The sequence below is a fragment of the Segetibacter aerophilus genome, from assembly GCF_007991655.1.
GTDB classification, from domain to species: domain Bacteria; phylum Bacteroidota; class Bacteroidia; order Chitinophagales; family Chitinophagaceae; genus Segetibacter; species Segetibacter aerophilus.
In genome coordinates, this window is sequence record NZ_BJYT01000009.1 from 33475 (window position 1) to 53587 (window position 20113).

The following is a 20113-nucleotide window of genomic DNA, read 5'->3' on the forward strand; positions in this document are numbered from 1 at the left end:
TTTACTGCTTTTTTAAAATATGTCTTTGAAACATTAAAAGTTGTCCTGCAAGTGCTGCTTTGTCCACCAGTTCAGCGGGGACAATTGTAGTCCGATTTGATAGACCCAATTCTTCAATTGCCATAGTGTAGAACTTAGCCAGATTGCTTGCACTGCACAAATACAAGTGAACTCCTTCATCTTTTAAGAGGTAATTCATTTCTTCGCCTATCAATATTCCGCTTAAATAAAAACTGTTTTGCTTTTTATCAAACTTGTCAAACAGCTGGTTTGTCCTAACGGTAAATAAACCATTCAAAACTCCTGTCTCTTTCGATTTTTGTACGCCCGCTTTAAATGCATGTTCGTCTGCTTCTGAAAGTTTATCGTCATCATCTTTTTCAATCGAATTTTTTAAGATACTGTGATTGCTTATTAGGTTGAATACTTCACCGGTCATAAACGTATTGAACCTAACCATGCTACTCTCGTCGATATAAATATGTTTCGAATGAGTACCAGGGAAAATCAAAATACCGCTTTGAGGTTTTGCACCTGATTTTTCCAATAAAGCTAAGAGCCCTATTAGTTGTGTTTCCTCGCCACGCATCACGTCGTTTTCACTGCAAACGCCCGAGATTAAAATCAGGTCATGACGAAAGGTATCTTCTGATGCGAAATGTTTTATAATAGCACTACTTCCGTCGAGAGCAAAAGGCAGCTTTGCATAAGGAACGTCTTCCATACCAATTGAAGAGGATGCCATGCCTGAGATGACGATTGCAATATGAGCAAGATCGACAGACGTTTTACGAGACAAAGCTCCTACTTGCTCTGCGAGGTATTGACGAAAAAAGGTGGCTCTAGTGATCGAACCATTTTCTTTATTTGCCTGCTGCCAGCCGTTGTGCATTTTTGAAATTCCTTCATCAGAAACTACTTCTCCAAGTACTTGTTCTTGCGATATATCAAACAGCCTCATTCGAAAAGAAGATGTTCCCCAATCGCAACCTAGAAAATATGTAGTCATGAAAAGATTTAAAAGTAAAAGTGATCAGCAGGAAAATAGTATTCACTCAAAGGCGGAAAAAAAACTTTTAAAGACGCAACAAAAGTTACCAGTTGTGTATCGCCCCATCAGGGCTTTTTAAGATGGGGTGAGGAAACTTTGTTTTAGAATTTATCTCCATTACAAAATCCACCTTTTTACGATCAAACTTTACCCCTAACCCCGGGGCAGAATTTAGATATAGTTTTCCGTTTTTAAAAAGTACGTAGTCTTCGTTCAGGTAAGGAGGCTTCTCCGGTGCGCCTCCTCCAAGTTCCATCATACAACGCGAAGGTGAACTTGAGCCTAGCACATGCACCAATGCAGCAGTAGATAATGGACCGGTAAAATGTGGTATCATTCCAACGTAGTGCGTTTCGGCCATCGTGCAGATTTTCTTAAACTCAGAAATCCCTCCGGTATTCGGCAGTGTTACCCTTGTGTAATCTATCAGCCTGTTTTCGATTAGTTCATTTATGTCCCAGCGGTCGCCGAACTGCTCGCCGACTGCTATCGGTACTTTGGTCATTTGCCGCACCGTTTTATACACTCCCGGATTCTCTGACCTAACTATGTCTTCTACAAAATAAGGCTCCAAAACCTCCAAAGCGTTACAGATTTTTATGCCTTCAGTTAAGTCGAACCGGGTATGGAGATCGATGGCCCACTTGCCCTCACCTCCCACTGCAGCATCAATTCTTTTGCAGAATTCAATGGTCTTTTTTGCGTTTTCATAAAAGTCAAAACGCACATCTCCGTTGCCGCCTGTTGGCCCAATGCGGTACGTTCTTAAACCGGCTTCAATACAATCCCTTGCTCGTTGCTCTTCCGTAGTAGCTTTTGAAGCGCTAAATCCTGTAGCGTAACATTCTACAAATTCCCGGGTAGAACCTCCAAGCAAATCATATACAGGTACATTCAGTGCCTTTCCTTTGATATCCCACAAAGCCATTTCCAAAGCTCCAAGCGCATGAAGTTTCTCTCTCCCCGGCGGATAAAACATACCCCGATAAACATTTTGCCAGATGTGTTCAATCCTAAATGGATCTTCACCTATCATCATTTGTGCGCACTGTTCTATCATGTCTTTAGAACCACCTTCACCGATGCCAATTATTCCTCCATCGGTTTCAATCTCTACAATTCCACGCGCCTGGTTGAACAGCGGCTTGTTATAACCGGGAATACTGTAATACCTGATCTTCGTAATTTTTAATGGCGAAGCCGTATTGTTTGTAGGGCCGGCAAAAGATATGAGAATTGGAGATCCTGCAAGTGCAGCAGTAGATCCTAATAAAGTGGACTTAATAAAACTTCTTCTTTGCATATAAACGGGCAAGTTTTATAGAATGAGACTAAGCAGATTGAGAGTAGGGTTTTAAAGAAAACTATACCTTTTTCGTTATTTATCAAATTCTTTCTGGTTCCATTAATACCGGCGAGTTTAAATTTTCTCGCATTTTCATTTCTAGTTGGTACCGGCACCAGTCTTTCAATGATTCATTGTTGCGTCGCAATCCGTTCGTCTTCCTTTCATCAGGCATCTTCAGTTTTCTCTGCAAAAAACTTTATGCAATCGTTGAAAAACTTTTCACTTCAACTCGCTCAACTTTCCCAACCAAAAAAATATAAGAACATGCGCCGATGCACGCGAGGGCGCCAACAAAAATAAGTGCAGGGGCAAAGTTGCCGCCACCCACCAAAAAGCCAATGGCCAACGGAACAACGACAGAGGAAAGATTACCAATAAAGTTAAACACACCCCCTGTTACACCAATCAAATGTTTTGGTGCCAGCGTTGAAACAAAGACCCATGAAATGGCGGCCAATCCGTTCCCAAAAAAAGCAATGGTCATAAACAAAATAATCAACGCCGTACTATCGACATAATTAGCACCAATAATTGAAATTGACAAAATCAGCCCAACGATGATAGGAGTCTTGCGTGCAACATTTACAGAGACTTTTTTCTTAATTAAAAAGTCAGACAGAAACCCCGAAAGCAGCACTCCTGCAAAAGCTGCGAGAAAAGGAACTGACGCCAGAAAGCCTGATTTTAAAAAGTTCAATCCGCGGTACTTGACGAGGTAAGTAGGAAACCATGTAAGGAAAAACCACATGGTTGAAGTTGCACAAAATTGCCCTATATAAATACCCCAAAGCTTTCGATGAATAAATACTTCTCTAAGATTATTCCAACTGAATGAAGTCTTCTCCTTGTTGTTTGTAGCTGACCTGTTAATTACACCACCACCTTTTTCAATGTGATCAAGTTCTGCCTGGTTTACTTTTGAGTGCTCAAGTGGATCGCGGTAAAAAAAGTACCAGACGCCGCCCCATATAATGCCTATTAATCCTGTTATAATAAAGAGACCCCTCCATGTAAGAAAGTGTTCTATAGTTGTAAGCACCGGGGTTAAAAAAGCCAGACCAATAAACTGCCCCGACGTATAAGTAGCTATCGCAGAAGCCCTTTCCTTATCAGGAAACCATGCAGTAACCACACGATTATTTATAGGAAATGATGGCGCTTCAAAAGCCCCGGTTGCAAGGCGTAGACTGAACACCATACTAAAACCTTTCATAAACCCCTGCAGCAATGTAACTGCCGACCACGCTATAAGACAAAGGGTGTATAACACTCTTGGCTTAATTCGATCTACCAAAAGACCACCCGGAATTTGCAGCGCGGCATAAGTCCAACCGAAGGCAGAAAAAACAAGACCGAGTTGTACAGGCGTAAGTTGTAAGTCTTTAGTAATGGCAGAAGCTGCAACCGAAATATTACTACGGTCCATATAGTTAATAATAACGTTGCCGAAGATAAGTGCGAGCATGCCAAAGCGGATGCGAGAAGGTTTGGCAGCAGTTAGTTGATCTGTCATGGCAAGTTTCAAATCCTAAGTTCTTGTCTATTGAGTTAATAATCAAAACTTTTAATGCCGTTTTTATCCATCTGCTAAATGCTTTTCGCGGAAGAACTTCGAAGCGTAGCAGGAACTAACAATAATTTCTAAATTGAAGCCCCCTATTCTGCCAACAAATTAAGACTATCGATGTAAATAAAATGTTTACGGTTCGTAGTGTCTAAAGTTAAGCCGTGAACAACTGAGGTTGCTGCGATAAACAAGTCTGGCTTGTCAATACTTTTCCGTTTTGTTTTAAGTAGTCGAACAATTTCTGTTGCTTGTCTTGCTGCCCTGCTGTCAAAGTCTAAAACAGTAAAGCCAAGCAGCATTTTGTTCCAGAATTCCATATGGGGAGATGACGACCCGTTAATCACTTCAAATTCTGTTATACTGGAAATATAAAGGCTGTCATAGTTTTTAAAGTGACTGATTAAACGGGAGTTGTTCTTATCAGTTTTACGGAAGTAATCAATCAAAATAGTGGAATCAATCATCAACTTTTTGTCCGCCATTTTGCTATGCTTTTTCTGTTTTCCCCAATATTATTAATATCCTCTTCTGTATATACTGGTCCAGCAAGAAGCATTTCGATTAATTCGTTTTTATTGTCCTTCACAGATCTTTCTTTTGCCAATTCCTCTCTTAGTCTTTCTTTCTCTTTAGGAGTAAGTGTTTTAACAGCAGTAAGGAGTTGTTGAAATGGTATCTGTACTTTAATTTCCATTGCTCAAATGTAAGAATTTTGTTTGCTAAAGGATTTCAAATATGGCTGAAATAGAAGCTGTGAAATCTGAATTTGCAACACTACCATTCGGCCACACTACCATCTTCATGTCTCCATAATGGGTTCCGCCAGTTGTGTCCAATTGCCGCCATTTTTCTTACATACTCTTCGTCGATCTCAATACCAAGACCGGGAGCTTCAGGAATTTTTACATAGCCGTTTTCATAATCAAAAACAGTCTTGTCTGTTAAGTAATCAAGCAAATCATTGCCCTGGTTATAATGTATTCCGAGGCTTTGCTCTTGTATAAAAGCGTTGTGGCAAGTAGCATCTACCTGTAAGCAGGCTGCCAGTGCAATAGGGCCGAGCGGGCAGTGCGGAGCGGCAGCAACATCAAATGCCTCAGCCATAGAAATAATCTTTTTGCACTCGGTAATGCCGCCGGCATGAGAAACGTCAGGCTGAATAATATCAGCATAGCCATCCTTTAACAGGTTCTTGAATTGCCACCTTGAAAACATTCGTTCGCCGGTTGCAATTGGAATGGCTGTATGCTGAGCAATGTCACGAAGCGCTTCATTATTCTCAGGCAAAACAGGTTCTTCAATAAACATTGGGTGATAGGGCTCCAGCTCCTTTGCCAGTATTTTAGCCATTGGCTTATGTACCCTGCCATGAAAGTCAATACCAATACCGACCGAAGGACCAACCGCCTGACGTACCGCATCAATACGGGCAATGGCATGAGTAATCTTTTCGTAAGAGTCTATGTATTGCAGCTCCTCCGTCGCATTCATCTTTAGAGCAGTAATTCCTTGCGCTATCAAATTTTTTGCGGCTTGCCCAACCTCTGAAGGACGATCGCCTCCGATCCATGAATATATTTTCATGGCAGTGTGAGCTTTGCCGCCCATAAGTTGGTGTATGGGAGCATTATAGAACTTCCCTTTTATATCCCATAAAGCCTGGTCTATACCGGAAATAGCACTCATCAGTATTGGTCCACCACGATAAAAACCTGCCCGGTACATCACGTTCCAATGGTCTTCTATGTTCATCGGGTTTTTGCCGACCAGGTTTTCCATCAATTCATCTACCGCCACTTTTACCGTGGCAGCTCTGCCTTCAACCACAGGCTCGCCCCAGCCAACAATACCTTCATCTGTTTCAATTTTTAGAAACAACCAGCGAGGAGGTACCTGGAACAATTCATAGCTTGTAATTTTCATGAAGCGAGCTTTAGTTGAAGCGGCAATTTAAAAAGATCGAAGCAAGTTGTAGTTCTTTTACTAAAATCTTACAGGCGTGTCTCTTGAGTCTGCATAGGCCTTTGAGAAGTCGCGCGATTTAACCTGCCCAGCTACGTATTCGATACCTTGAAAAATATGTTTTACATATACCGGATCTGAGTAATCTTTTTTGTCGTGCCCAAGTACTGTACACCATGTGTGACCTCCATCGAAATCGTAGTACCAAACAGACGGATATAAATCGGCGTAGCCTCCCGCATTTTTATCCACAAGATTTTTCTGTGCTGTATCGGTAAGATTTAACGAAGTAATATTATGAGCCATCAAGACCCTGGGGCCGGGATAGAGTTCCTTTGCGAAATAACATTCGTCCTCCTTTTCCCAAACTTTAGGAAGACCACGCATCGAAGGATGCGAAGAAGTAATTACCTGTTCTTTAAATTTCTGAAATTTTGCATGCCATGAGAATGTCCCTCCCATCATCATCTTAAACCACTTCCAGTTGCGCTCGGTTCCTGTAACGGAATGTAAGCCGACAAAACCACCACCCGCTTCTATATATCTACGGAAAGCAAGGCGCTGCTCATCAGTGTCAAAAACGTCATTATTGGTACTGGGAAAAATGAGTAGAGAATATTGCTTCAGATTGTTCTCCGTCATCACAGAAGCATCCCGGGATGTATCGACTTTAAAGCCGTGTTGCTGTCCGAGTTTCTGTATGCAGCTCACCGCGCTTGGAATATTATCATGTACATATCCTTTACCATTTTTAGTATACACCAACACCCGAACATTTTTCCAGTTTACAACACCCTGCGCATGGAGAGAACAAGCGGAGGTAACGAGAAAACATATAAAAACAATGATAGCACTCAGTCTTTTCATAACGAGGTAAAAATTTGAATTAGAAGAAAGAAAGGTATTGTGGAAAGCTGGATGTTAACCCTCCACAATACGTTTAGATGAAAACCTTTTGAGCAGGAAAAATTTGTCAAACGACAAAAAGTATTGGTAAAATGTCAATAGTAGCTTTAGCAACAATACTGTTACGCCACTTTACCGTTTTGAGATTTTACAACATAGTTAGTTCCATAAGGAAAGCGCTGTGGTCTTGACAGCAGTTTATTTGCTTCGATATTATCTTTAAAAACTTCCTTCTTAGGATCCCAGTACAGCTTACCGGGAGTTTTCATTGCAGCATGAACCAACAGGCACGCACTACAAGAACGGTGGGCTACCTCAGCCGGGCTGATATTTGGTTTTTTATTTTGAATACAATCCAGCCAGTTGCCATGTTGTTCGGGGCTTTCATATAAATGAACTTCGTTTGGTCCTATAACAGAGGTGAGTATCGAAGGGTTACTGGCATCAAAAGCCTTTTCACTTTTGCCCGATGTTGGGTCTGAAGCTGTTACACCTACGTTGCCCCTGGTAACAAAAATCCATCCGTCTGATCCTTCAAAGCGAATACCATTTGGGTTCTTACTGCTTAAGATCATGTTCACACCATTTGCATATTTCATTGTAGCCTCATAGTCTCCATGCACATTCCATAGTCCTTTCGTTGGGAAGTCTGCCGTTGCTTCAATTTCTATGGGGCCTGTTAGTTCAGTATTCATACCCCAATGTGCAATGTCGATGTGATGAACGCCCCAACCTGTAATCATGCCGGCGCCGAATTGTTCGCAACGCAGCCAACCGCCTCTTGAGTTAGGATCTGTTTGAGAGTGAACTCTATCAACTGTATAATAAATGTATGGAGTAGAGCCCAACCACATGTCGTAATTCAGGTTTTCAGGAACAGGCATTTCTGCCGTATTTCCGCCAGCAGGATCAGAGGGTAATCCTACACGTACTGTGTGTAATTTTCCAATCCTTCCATTTCTCACTAGTTCGCAGGCCTTTTTAAATTGCGGCCATGGATTCATGGAACGTTGCTGACTTCCCAGTTGAAAAACTACGCCTGACTTTCTAACTATGTCGCTCATCTGGCGACCTTCTTCAATAGTAAGGGAGGTAGGCTTTTGACAATAGATGTGCTTGCCGGCAAGGGCTGCTTCAATAGCAGGCTGAGCATGCCAATGATCAGGCGTGCTTATGATTACTGCATCAATATCCTTATTAGCCAATAAGGCTTTATAATCATCATATATTTTTACGTCGATATAGTTAGCCTTACCCGTTTTTTTTGCGTACCATCCCTCTATCATCTGCTTGCCACTTTGCAAACGGGTGCGGTCAACATCGGCTACGGCCATTATGTTGGCTACATCATATTTGAAAGTTTCGGCAAGATCATGTGTACGGGCAATACGACCAATACCTATTTGGCCAATATTAATTTTATTGCTCGGTGCGTTTTTACCAAAGACAGACGCAGGAACAATCGTAGGAAAACCTGCTAAAGCAACACTTCCGGCGGTTGCCTTTATGGTATTTTTTAAAAAGGTTCGCCTGCTATTTTCATTTGAATTATTCATAATAATCTTTTGAATGGTGAATACGATATTCTGAATTTTAAAATTATCTATAAAAAACTACAGGAGTGCTTACCGTCAGATCCATCGGGATAACTCCGAGATGATTCATTAGTTGCACTCCTGCGTAATAAAAATGATCCACTTATACTTTAAACAAATTCTTAAGCATTTTTCAGATCTTCAATAACCGTGTCACTATGGTATTTTGTCCAGGGCAGGAACGTTGTTTTCAAAACCTACATACCCTTTATTTTGGTTGATACGTCCGTTACTATTTCCATTGATAGAACGGGTAGGTATTGGCCATAAAATGTGATAAGGACTCATAGTGTATTTATCATTGTGGTTAGTAACAATGCCCAGTTTATAGAAATTGTTCTTCGCCATAACCCTGTCGTACAAATAATTGCTTTCTGAAATGTTGGCTAAAGAATATACTTTTCCATTTTCAGCAGCCTTTCCTGTTTTTGCAAACAAGAAAGATATTCTTGTCATTTCTGTCTTACGATTTTCTTCAAAGTACAACTCGCGCGCTCTCTCATCCAATATGGTTCCCATATTTACATCAGCAGCGGTTATTGGGGCACAATTAGCCCTGGTTCTTACTGCGTTTATATCAGCAGCAGCTAAAGCCTGGTTGCCTTTCCAGAAATAAGCCTCTGCTCTTAACAGATAAGTTTCAGCCAGACGGAACATGTACCAATCGCTGTGTCCACCTTGTTTAGGTGCGTTTTCGTTATCATCAACAAAGACTTTGTACTGGGGCCATCCATACCAGCTTCTTATAGTGTCGGTACAAAGTAAACCACCGGCAGCATTTCTAAGCTGTAGATTCTTAAGGTAATTTGGATCGTTAATCGTTTTCAAACCTGGTTCGTTATAGAGAAGATCCTCCATATTCATCCAGTTACCTTTTGCATGTCTCAAGTCGTTTGGATCATTCCAGATTTCGTACTGAGCATAGTTACTAGGCCGGGTTCTTCCAATACCCCTCCCTACAAAGTTTGATTGAACGAGGTCCGCTGTCAGGTTATCATAAGTTCCTTTTTTACCACTTGGAGTATTTACGTTCGTTCCCCAGAATGCAACTGCCTGACGCATAATAGTCATCCCTGTACCAAATTGCCCATCCCCAAATCGGTCAATGATCATATACAAACCTTCCTTGTTCGCTCCGATAGATTTGTTCTCAGGGCGATGCAGATCCCATATTACATTGTGTGGTAGAGATTGAGGTGTGGCTGAACCGGGAACAAATACAATTGGAGCTGGTGCGCTACCAAAATTAGTTTTCATTAAACTGTAAGGGCCATTGATAGCGACATTGGCTGCAGTAATAGCTGCATCAAAATCTCCAAGAGCTAAGTTTACTTTGGTAAGTAAGTGAGCTACGGCACCTTTGGTTACTTCACCTTTGTTTACGTTATCAGAGGTCCATAAAAGTGCAGAATCAAGGTCAAGTTTTATTTTCTGAAGGATAACATCCTTTTTGGTAGAATAAAAATCAAGCTTTGGAGCAGTTATCTCATTCATGATCGCAGGAACGTCACCAAATTGGTGAACCAATTTATAGTAACGAAGCGCTCTATGAAAATAGGCTGCACCTAAAATAGCATTACGTTCGGCAGGAGATGAATAAGTAGCATCATCAATCCTGGATATAACAGTATTGGCGTATTTAATTCCGCTGTATCCCTCTCTCCAATACACATAAATTTTATTGTGATCATCATCATCTGCCTGCACACCATCCGGGGTTATTTGGAGATTGAGATCTTGTGCAGGTCCTGATTTGTCTGTGACGCCTTCCACGGCGATCTCAGTAAACAGCATTTCTGTAAGAATAGCAGGGTTTCCTCCGTAATATTCAAATCTTAAATTCCTTGCGCAAGCAGCCAAAGCAGCACGCATGGCCGTAGCGTCTACATAAGTAGCTGAGGGTTCGTAAAAGGAAAGGGGCTGCGGTTCAAGGTACTCCTTCTTACAACTTGCTACAGTAGCTATGATAGTTGTAAGGACACCAATGATTTTTATATATTTCAAACTTGTTCTCATTTTTAGTCTTATTATTTTACGTGTAATTATAAAGTAAGGTTAACGCCTAATGTGTAATATCTTGGTGGAGGTACTACAGTACGATCACTAGGAGGATTTACCCTGTACTCTGCATCCCAAAATGTCCACTCTGGTTGATATACCGCTGCATTGTTTACGTTCATATAAACCTTTAACGCCTGGATCTTAGCTCTTGTTAAAAACCGTGGAGATACTGTATACCCCAACGCTATAGTACTAAGCCTGATGAAAGAAGTTTGCCTATAAACATTGAAACCTGCGCTTCCGTTACTTGAGAAAAGACGCGCATAGTCATTAATAGGATTCTCTGGTGTCCAATAAGGGACCTGGTAAGAATTCTGCCTGTCAATAAATCCACCGTTATTTTTTGCCTGGTTGAATTCTTCCTTCTGACCCCAGCTGGAATACATCATGAAAGAAAAGTCAAAATTCTTGTAGGTAAAGTCGTTTCTGAAAGTCCACATATATCTTGGGTTTCTATAGCCAACGAATTGTCTATCCGCATCAGAGTACTTACTATCACCATTTACATCTTCCACTTTGAAGTCACCTGGCTTTACACCATATTTTGCAGCAGCGGCTGCCTCATCTTGTTGCCAAACTCCCAATACTTTTAAATCCCAGATTTCATCTATATCATGCCCGATAAACCATCTGTTTGCCACGTCATCTTTTTCTGACTGACCTATTACTTTACCGCTTGCATCGTAATCCGGAGTAGGTCCATATAGGTGAACTATTTTATTACGGTTCAAAGTAAAGTTTACATTAGATCTCCAGGAGAAACTTGGCGATTTTATATTCAGCGTACTGATGCCTAATTCTATTCCCCTGTTTTGAACTTCACCTAGGTTATCCAAGACATTTGCAAACCCGGTGACGTCTGGAAGCGCCCTGTTGATCAAAAGGTCTTTTGTGGACTTACGATAAACATCTATAGATCCACTAATTCTGTCTTTTAGGATTGAATAATCAAGTCCTAAGTTATAAGACTCTGTTCTTTCCCACTTAAGACCTGGGTTCTGAAGACGGTTTACATATAGTTGAGACACAAGTATGATTTGACCGCTTGGTGTGATAAACTGGTACTTACCGGTAGTAAGGTTTGAAAGGGCATCGTAACGACCAATATCCCTGTTACCATTTATACCCCATGAAGCGCGAAGCTTACCATAATTCAACCAGCTGATGTTAGAGAATTTTTCTTTAGAGAAAACCCAACCTAAAGCAATTGAAGGAAAGGTTGCTCTTGGATTTTGCAAACCGAAGGCAGAATAACCATCACGACGAACAGAGGTAGTAAGCAAGTATTTATCTTTGAAGGAATAGTTGATACGAGCCATCAAAGCATCTCCTGTACTTCTCTGGTCATTACTACTTATTGTTGGCTTTATACCTGCAGCAATGTTATTGTAACTTAGATTATCATTTGGATCAAATCCCTCGTTATTCATTGTTTCGTCCCACTGCTGGTATTTCTCAGCGTTAACAAGGAAAGTTGCATCGATCTTGTGCTCACCAAATGCTTTGTTCCACATCAACAAATTATCCATTTGCCAGTTGAAAGTGGTACGGTTCTGTCTTGAAGCGACTCCCTTTCTTACTGAAACCCTGAAGTCTTTTGCCGATGTACCATTAAAATTCCTATAGAATTCGAAGTTTGGAGTAAAGTTAGATTGATAAGAAAAACCCCATGGCAAATTACCTTTTGCATAGATACTTCCGAAAAGAGTATTGTACTTTCTTAAACGGTTAGTGTACACATTATCAAGGAATGGATTGGTATTATTACCGATGTCATCATTAGGGCTATCTCTTAAAGTAACGCCGTCAGCTTTGTACACTTCACCATAAGGAGAAGCGTTCACCATCTGTTGCCATGTTACAGGTACCTGGCTCTCGTCGCGATCTGCATACTGAAGATTCATACCGACAGTCATAAATTTTGCAGCTTTTGCTTCCAGGTTAATACGTGTTCTAAATGTTGTAAACTTATCACCAACTATATAACCTTCGTTTCTTGTATAGTTAGCAGACATGTAATAAGAGACATCTTCTTTCTTACCTGAAATACTTACTGTATGGTCGTTCCTTACACCTGTCTGGAACATCATATCATACCAGTTGGTTGTTTTACCAATTTTATAATTTTCACGCTCTACGGGTAACAACTTTAGCCTTGTAAGCCAGATGTCAACTGCATCACCTAAAGAGTTGTCGTATGCCTTCCACTGGTCAACAGTAATGTTTGAAGGTAAGTTTCTTGGATCGTCAAACTGGAAAGGTTTTGCGTTGCTGATGTTTGTACTTTTCAATACATCTGTTCTCCACTTCACAAAGCCAGGTCCATCATACAAAGGCTCATTCATTGCCAGAGTAGCAAGACCTGTATTAGAATTGAAAGTGATGGTTGGTTTAGCACCTGATCCTTTTTTAGTGGTAACCAGAATAACTCCGCTTGCTGCTTTTGCACCGTATACTGCAGCAGAACTAGCATCCTTTAAAACGTCAACTGTAGCGATGTCATTAGGATTGATATCAGATAAATCACCAGGATAAATCACTCCGTCAAGAACGATCAACGGTGAAGTACCGGCGTTTATCGAAGATCTTCCCCTAACTAATAAGTTTCCACCGCCTTTTGCATTTGGGCTTGATGTAACACTTAGTCCCGGTACGTTACCTCTTAAAAGATCTTGCACGCTTTGAGGATTTTCATTCTCTAACTGCGTTGCCTTTACCTGCGACACAGCACCTGTAACGTCTCTTCTCTGACGAGTACCGTAACCAATTACCACGACGTCATTCAAAGCGTTAACCGCTTCAGCTAAGGTTACATTAAAAGTGGTTCGGGAACCTACTCCAATTTCTTGTGCAGTAAAACCGGTCGAGCTAACTACCAAAGTACCCTTGTCGGGAACATTGGGAAGCACGAAGTGACCATCTGCATCGGTAGTAGTACCTCTGGTGGTTCCTTTTATTGTAATACTAACTCCCTGTAAAGGGGCTTTTTTACTGTCTAGCACGTTTCCTGAAACCGTACGCGTAGCCTGGGCTATTAGTAATGATGGTAAGAGGAGCGCGAAAAAAAGGAGACAAAAAATGGGTGGGGGATTTTGTACGTGAAAAACACGTAACAAGCATTTTTTCATTTGACAAGTTTTGTTTTAAAAAGTTCCAGAATCGTTATGAGCCTTAAGTAGTGACAATATGTCCTTACAAAACGCTGTTTGAGAAAATAAATATATAGTAAAAGCTCAAAGGAAAAATTTTTCATTAAAAAATTTTAACCGATTTCAGCATACATATAAATACATTAATATTCATCAATAGTAACCGCCTCCACAATGAAAAAGAAGTATCATACATTTGACATTCCACACACTTTTCCATTAAGTACCATAAATTCAAAAAAATAAAAGATGTCAATTTCACAAGAAAAAAAATATTTCAATCTCAAAGAAAAAGTGATTGTAGTAACCGGCGCTACAGGTATTCTTGGAGAGTCCTTTGTGAGTGGGCTGGTCAATATGGAAGCCAGGGTAGTATTGTTGGGACGCAATGAAACTGTGGGAGAAGAAAGAATGAACGCACTGAAAGAAAAAGGCGGAGAAGCTATATTTATTAAGACAGATGTTTTGTCAAGGCCTGAGTTGGAACGTGCAAGAGACATCACTTTAAATACATGGGGCAAAATAGACGGATTGGTAAATGCAGCTGGTGGAAATGTTCCTGAAGCAGTAGTTGCCCCGGGAGCTGATGTTTTTGATTTAGATATGGAAGCATTGAAAAGAGCTTTTGATCTCAATCTATACGGCACCATTTTACCAACCTGCATCTTTGGTAAAGCGATGACCCAAACAGGACGTGGCAGTATCGTGAATATCTCTTCAATGGCTGCGCAATCTGCTATTACCCGGGTGTTGGGATATTCAATGGCAAAGGCAGGTATCGACAACTATACTCGTTGGATGTGTGTTGAACTTGCTCAACGGTATGGAGATGCTATTCGCATTAATGCCATTGCCCCCGGCTTTTTTGTTACCAACCAAAATCGGCATTTGCTGGTGGAAAAAGATGGTTACACAAAGCGCGGCGAAGCTGTTATCCGCAATACTCCCTTTAAACGTTTCGGCAATGCCGATGAATTAATTGGGACTTTAATTTGGCTTTTAAGTGACGCCTCTGTCTTTGTTAGCGGGGAGGTTATTTGTGTCGATGGCGGTTTCCATATTTTCTCTGGAGTTTAGATATTTATTTTTTTGTAGCCATGGCATTGTTGCTACTCTCAGGCATCGTTGTGTCACACTCTTGTACTTTGAATGATAATGTCGGCAATTTCTTAAATTGAAAATATTATAGGATCAAGCTACAAATAAGAACCAATGTAAAGCCAAATTTCACAATTGCTTCCAACTCCCCCTTATGAAAAAATTTACTCCACGAAGAAGCTTTCTCAAAACAGTACTTGCGAGCCCAGCACTTACCCTAACCGGAGGCATGCTTTTAAATACCACGTCCTCGACCGCACAAACATCTCCTGCGCAAGGGGTAGGTTCAAAACTTAGAGTAAGCCTCAATGCTTATTCTTTTAATGAACCGCTTACAAAAAAGACAATGACTTTAGATGACCTCCTCAATTTTTGTGCTGAAAATAATTTCGATGCGGTAGATCTCACCGGCTACTATTTTCCAGGGTATCCTGCTGTTCCCGAAGACGAGTATATATTTCATCTTAAACAAAAAGCGCATCGTCTCGGCCTCGACATTAGCGGTACAGGAATAAGAAATGATTTTACAAATCCAGATAAAGGCAAAAGAAAGGATGATACTAAACTTATAAAAAAGTGGATTGAATGTGCCGCTAAACTCGGTGCGCCCGTTATCAGAATTTTTTCAGGACTTAATATACCAGAAGGGCACACTTGGGATGAGGTAACAACCTGGATGGTCAAAGACATGAAAGAGTGTGCAGACTACGGTAAGCAATACGGCGTAATAGTCGCGATTCAAAACCACAACGATTTTATTAAAACAGCCGAACAGGCACAAAAGATTATTGAACAAGTCAATTCTGATTGGTTCGGTCTTGTGCTCGATATTGGGAGCTACAGAACTGGTGATCCCTATAAACAAATCGAACAGACTGCAAAGTATGCAGTAAATTGGCAATTGAAAGAATTGATGTTTTTAGATAACCGCGAACAGAAGACAGACCTGCAAAAAGTAATCAGCATTATCAAAGCGTCGGGTTACAGAGGATACGTGCCGATAGAAACTCTGGGCGCCGGAGACCCGAAAATAAAGGTGCCTGTTTTTCTGGCTGAAGTAAGAAAAGCACTTGCATTAAATGGGTTATAACTCCTTTTAAAAAGCAAATTTTTATCTTAAATAATTGTTCCAAAAATTTTACAAACCTTCTTGTACTAAATAGCGAATTATGAAAAAACTGCTCTTAATTGTTCTAAGTAGCACACTGGTGTTAAGTGTGACTGCTCAAAAGAAGACCTCATCAGTAGGTGACAATTTATCAAAAACAAGGGTCAGGTTACCGAACGGATGGCACCTCTCTCCTGCCGGCAGGTCAATAGCTTTAGGAGATCTTCCTTTAAACATAGCCGTTTCTTCTTCCAAAAAATTTCTGGCTGTTACCAATAACGGACAAAGCGTTCAGAGCATCCAGTTGATAGATCCCAAGACTGAAAAAATTCTTTCTAATGTTATCATTCCAAAGTCGTGGTATGGGTTAAAGTTTAGTGCAGATGAAAAATTTTTGTATGCTTCAGGTGGCAACGATAACTGGATCTTTCAATACGCGATCACGAATAATAGACTCGTACTAAAAGACAGTATTATTCTTGGAAAAAAATGGCCCGAAAAAATATCTCCCGCCGGAATAGAAATAGATGATGCGGCAAAGCGGATGTATGTAGTTACCAAAGAAAACAATGCACTATATGTTATAAACCTTGCAGACAAATCCATTGTGCAACAATTACCACTTGGCAATGAAGGTTATGCCTGCGTTTTATCACCAGACAAAACTGAATTATATATTTCAGTATGGGGCGGCGATAAAGTACGGGTATACAATACAAGGGAACAAAAATTTACAGAGGAAATATCTGTTGGCGATAATCCAAACGAGTTACTATTGAACAAGAGCGGTAGTCTTCTATTTGTTGCAAATGCCAACGATAATAGCGTGTCTGTGATAGATGTAAAAAAGCGAAAGGTGCTCGAAGTTTTAAACGCAGCGCTTTTTCCAAATGCACCTGAAGGATCGTCGTCTAATGGTCTTGCTTTATCTACCAATGAAAAAAGTTTGTATGTAGCTAATGCAAATAATAATTGCCTCGCGGTTTTTGATGTTTCCGTTCCTGGCAGAAGCAAGTCAAAAGGGTTCATACCTGTAGGCTGGTATCCTACTAATTTGAAAGTGATTGGTACTAAAATATTTGTTTCTAATGGCAAAGGGTTTTCTTCTTATCCGAACGCTAACGGACCTAATCCTTTAAAAGCAACACAGCTCGTTCTTCGCCACATGGGCGATACTTCGGCTATGGTTAACCCCGGCTATATCGGAGGTTTGATGAAAGGAACAATGTCCATAATAGACGAACCTTCTGATATTACATTGGCAGCATATTCAAAAGCTGTCTATACAAATACCCCCTACACAAAGGATGGAGAGCTAACGAGCACCGGGGAAAAAGGTAATCCTGTTCCAATGAAAGTAGGTGACAAATCACCGATTAAACATGTGTTTTATATCATTAAAGAAAATAGAACGTACGACCAGGTACTTGGAGATATAGCTGAAGGCAACGGTGATAAATCGCTTACACTATTTGGTGAAAGAATTACTCCTAACCAACATAAGCTGGTGAAGGAGTTTGTATTACTTGACAACTTCTATGCTGATGGCGAAGTAAGTGCAGATGGTCATAATTGGAGCACGTCTGCCCACGCAACTGACTTCCTTGAGAAGAATTGGGTTACTAGTTATGGTGGTCGTGGTGGTACTTATCCAGGTGAAGGAAAACGTGAGATTGCAAACCCTAAGAATGGCTTTATTTGGGATTATTGCAAGCGTGCAGGTGTGAGTTATCGTACTTACGGCGAGTTCGCGGATGATGGTAAGGCGAACATTCCCGTGCTTGTCAATCATCTTTCTCCAACCTATACCGGTTGGGACTTAAATGTTCGCGATACTACCCGTTTTTATCAGTGGCAAAGAGAGTTCGATTCGTTGGTAAAAGTTAACGCCGTTCCACAATTCAACTCACTTCGTTTTGGTAACGATCATACTCAAGGACTGAAGCGTGGAGTCGCAACGCCATACGCCCAAGTCGCAGATAACGACCTGGCAGTTGGAATGTTTATAGAGCATCTTTCAAATAGTCCCATATGGAAAGAAAGTGTTGTCTTTATAGTTGAAGACGATGCGCAAAATGGTCCCGATCATGTCGATGCCCATAGAACAACAGCTTATGTAGCTGGCCCGCATGTAAAACGTGGTTTCGTTGACCACAGCATGTATTCGACTTCCTCTATGCTACGCACGATGGAGTTAATACTTGGCCTTCCTCCAATGAGCCAGTATGACGCAGCTGCTACGCCTATGTTTAAAAGTTTTACAGCCACACCAAACCTTGCTCCTTTTAAAGCGCTGCCTTCGGACATAAACCTGAACGATAAAAATTTAGCTAACAACAATTCTAATACTGCGAAGCTGAGCGATAAGATTGACTTGAGCAAAGAAGACCTTGTACCCGATATGCTTTTCAGCCAAATCATTTGGAAAGCTGTAAGAGGTGAGGACAGCGAAATGCCAGCTCCGCGTCGTAGTGCTTTTGTAAAAGTTGCAGAAAATGACGACGAAGAGGAGGAAGAAGAAAGAATGGAGTTAATAAGAGAAAGAAAGACCAAAAGCAAAACCAAGAAAAAAGCCGAATAGACCTGGCTTTTAGTTTAGTCAAAAGATGGCTTAGCGCGACTTTGCTGTTTAATGAAAACGAGACCAATTTCCTTTAAACCTATAGTTGCCATAGTACATACCGTACAAGAGTGTGACACAACGAAAGCTGCAGAATGAATAAGAGCTAAGTAAAAAATCATCTGCTAAAAAAGCGACTGTGTCATACGAATTTTAAGAAGATGGGTAACAATATAAAAAGCCTGTAGATAAGTAAAGTAATCTTTACATTTCTACAGGCTTTTATGTTTTTGTCAATTTTGAAAATTATACCTCTATTGGTTTCATCTTCGGAACTAGTAACCTAAACATGATAAACCATGCTGCCAGGTAGCCTAATCCGCAATATAGAAACAAGATGTAGTATCCTGTTTCTATATGGCCTAGTGCTTTATAATGGTCAAACAAAAGACCTGCTACTTTGGCTACAGCCATACCTCCCAGTCCGCCAGCCATACCGCCAATGCCGACAACAGAAGCCACAGAATTTTTTGGAAACATATCAGAAACGGTTGTAAAAAGGTTCGCAGACCAAGCCTGGTGTGCAGAAGCAGCAATACCAATTATTACAACAGCATACCACATCCCATAACTACCGGCGGCTTGTGAGACCATTACCAACAAAGGGAAAAATGCATAAATAAGCATCGAAGTCTTTCTGGCCTTTACGATGTCCCAACCTTTTTCTTTTACGAACCACATGGGTAACCAGCCACCGAAAACACTGGCGACACCTGCAAGGGTATACACAAATGCTATAGGCAAGCTAACCTGCATGCCCACAAGATGGTATTGAGAATTTAAAAACGCTGGCAGCCAAAAGAGAAAGAACCACCAGATGCCGTCCGTTAAAAACTTACCAACTATGAAGGCCCACGTTTGTTTAAAGCCTAATAACTGTGTCCATGTAATTTTAGGTTTTTCTTCGCCGGTTGCTGTATGGGTATCAGGTTCAACATCACTGTGGATGTAATCGAACTCTGCTCTCGAGAGTCTTTTCTGCTTCGAAGGAATTTCATAGTACATAAACCAAAAAATCAACCAGATAAAGCCAATGGCGCCTATGGCGATGAAAGCAATTTTCCAACTATAATTAATTGCCAGCCAGGGAACTAATAGTGGCGCAAGTATAGCTCCTACGTTAGTGCCCGAGTTAAAAATACCACCAGCAAACGCACGTTCTTTTTTGGGAAACCATTCTGCTACAGTTTTAAATGCAGCAGGAAAATTTCCTGCTTCGGTAACTCCTAAAAATGCACGAAAAACAGCGAAACTAACAGTGCCTGTAGCGAAAGCATGTAGGATAGAGGCGATGCTCCATAGGGTTAATGTAAGCGCGTAACCGATCTTGGTACCAATCTTATCAATGAACCTTCCTGCAAAGACCATCCCTATTGCATAAGCGAACTGAAAGGCTACGACTATATTAGAATAGTCAGACTCTGTCCAGTTAAATTCTTTTTCTAAAGTTGGTTTTAGCAGGCTGATTACCTGTCGGTCGAGATAGTTAATAGTGGTGGCATAAAATACTAATGCACAAATTGTCCATCTGTATTTTCCTATTTTGGTCTGAAGACCAGTATTCATTTCTATGGCTGCCATTTATTTTAGTTATTGAAAAACAAGTGAAATAAGCGTTGTTAGATTTTTAAAATTATTGAATTAGCGG

General features: G+C 40.8%; 14 protein-coding genes. 3 read left to right on the forward strand and 11 right to left on the reverse strand.

The window, feature by feature from the left end:
• Position 1: 1 nt before the first annotated feature.
• The 10 genes from SAE01_RS12920 to SAE01_RS12965 all read right to left on the reverse strand — a co-directional run bounded on the left by SAE01_RS12920 (position 2) and on the right by SAE01_RS12965 (position 13618).
• Positions 2-1009 (reverse strand): 2-dehydro-3-deoxygalactonokinase, encoded by a 1008-nt coding sequence (locus SAE01_RS12920; protein ID WP_147204188.1) that lies wholly within the window; start codon positions 1007-1009, stop codon positions 2-4.
• Positions 1010-1094: 85 nt separating this feature from the next.
• Positions 1095-2354 carry a mandelate racemase/muconate lactonizing enzyme family protein gene (locus SAE01_RS12925; protein WP_147204189.1) on the reverse strand — a complete coding sequence of 420 codons (1260 nt, stop codon included), beginning with the start codon at positions 2352-2354 and terminating at the stop codon, positions 1095-1097.
• Between the two features lie 241 nt (positions 2355-2595).
• Entirely contained in the window at positions 2596-3912 is a 1317-nt protein-coding gene (locus SAE01_RS12930; protein ID WP_147204190.1) for an MFS transporter, read from the reverse strand.
• A gap of 143 nt (positions 3913-4055) precedes the next feature.
• Entirely contained in the window at positions 4056-4448 is a 393-nt protein-coding gene (locus tag SAE01_RS12935; RefSeq protein WP_147204191.1) for a type II toxin-antitoxin system VapC family toxin, read from the reverse strand.
• Positions 4430-4660 carry a hypothetical protein gene (locus SAE01_RS12940; protein ID WP_147204192.1) on the reverse strand — a complete coding sequence of 77 codons (231 nt, stop codon included), beginning with the start codon at positions 4658-4660 and terminating at the stop codon, positions 4430-4432. The genes SAE01_RS12935 and SAE01_RS12940 overlap by 19 nt, the downstream gene beginning before the upstream one ends.
• An 80-nt stretch (positions 4661-4740) precedes the next feature.
• Positions 4741-5889, reverse strand: coding sequence for a galactonate dehydratase (gene dgoD, locus SAE01_RS12945; protein WP_147204193.1), 1149 nt, complete (start codon positions 5887-5889; stop codon positions 4741-4743).
• Between the two features lie 60 nt (positions 5890-5949).
• Positions 5950-6795 (reverse strand): ThuA domain-containing protein, encoded by an 846-nt coding sequence (locus SAE01_RS12950; RefSeq protein WP_147204194.1) that lies wholly within the window; start codon positions 6793-6795, stop codon positions 5950-5952.
• Between the two features lie 161 nt (positions 6796-6956).
• The gene (locus SAE01_RS12955) at positions 6957-8390 is read right to left on the reverse strand and encodes a Gfo/Idh/MocA family protein (protein WP_147204195.1); all 1434 of its coding nucleotides are present in this window, start codon (positions 8388-8390) and stop codon (positions 6957-6959) included.
• Between the two features lie 195 nt (positions 8391-8585).
• Positions 8586-10445: a RagB/SusD family nutrient uptake outer membrane protein gene (locus SAE01_RS12960; RefSeq protein ID WP_147204196.1), complete on the reverse strand. Its 1860-nt coding sequence runs from the start codon at positions 10443-10445 to the stop codon at positions 8586-8588.
• A gap of 26 nt (positions 10446-10471) precedes the next feature.
• On the reverse strand, positions 10472-13618 hold the full coding sequence (locus SAE01_RS12965) for a SusC/RagA family TonB-linked outer membrane protein (protein WP_218029152.1): 3147 nt from the start codon (positions 13616-13618) through the stop codon (positions 10472-10474).
• A 270-nt stretch (positions 13619-13888) separates the two neighbouring features.
• Here SAE01_RS12965 and SAE01_RS12970 point away from each other — a divergent pair, with 270 nt between their 5' ends.
• From SAE01_RS12970 to SAE01_RS12980, 3 genes are all read left to right on the forward strand, one after another.
• Positions 13889-14716 carry an SDR family oxidoreductase gene (locus SAE01_RS12970; RefSeq protein WP_147204197.1) on the forward strand — a complete coding sequence of 276 codons (828 nt, stop codon included), beginning with the start codon at positions 13889-13891 and terminating at the stop codon, positions 14714-14716.
• 175 nt (positions 14717-14891) lie between these two features.
• Positions 14892-15827 (forward strand): sugar phosphate isomerase/epimerase family protein, encoded by a 936-nt coding sequence (locus SAE01_RS12975; protein WP_147204198.1) that lies wholly within the window; start codon positions 14892-14894, stop codon positions 15825-15827.
• A 79-nt stretch (positions 15828-15906) separates the two neighbouring features.
• Entirely contained in the window at positions 15907-18426 is a 2520-nt protein-coding gene (locus SAE01_RS12980) for a bifunctional YncE family protein/alkaline phosphatase family protein (protein ID WP_147204199.1), read from the forward strand.
• Positions 18427-18711: 285 nt separating this feature from the next.
• On the opposite strand, the gene SAE01_RS12985 is transcribed toward SAE01_RS12980, so the two are convergent.
• Positions 18712-20046, reverse strand: coding sequence for an MFS transporter (locus tag SAE01_RS12985; RefSeq protein ID WP_218029153.1), 1335 nt, complete (start codon positions 20044-20046; stop codon positions 18712-18714).
• Positions 20047-20113 lie beyond the last annotated feature (67 nt).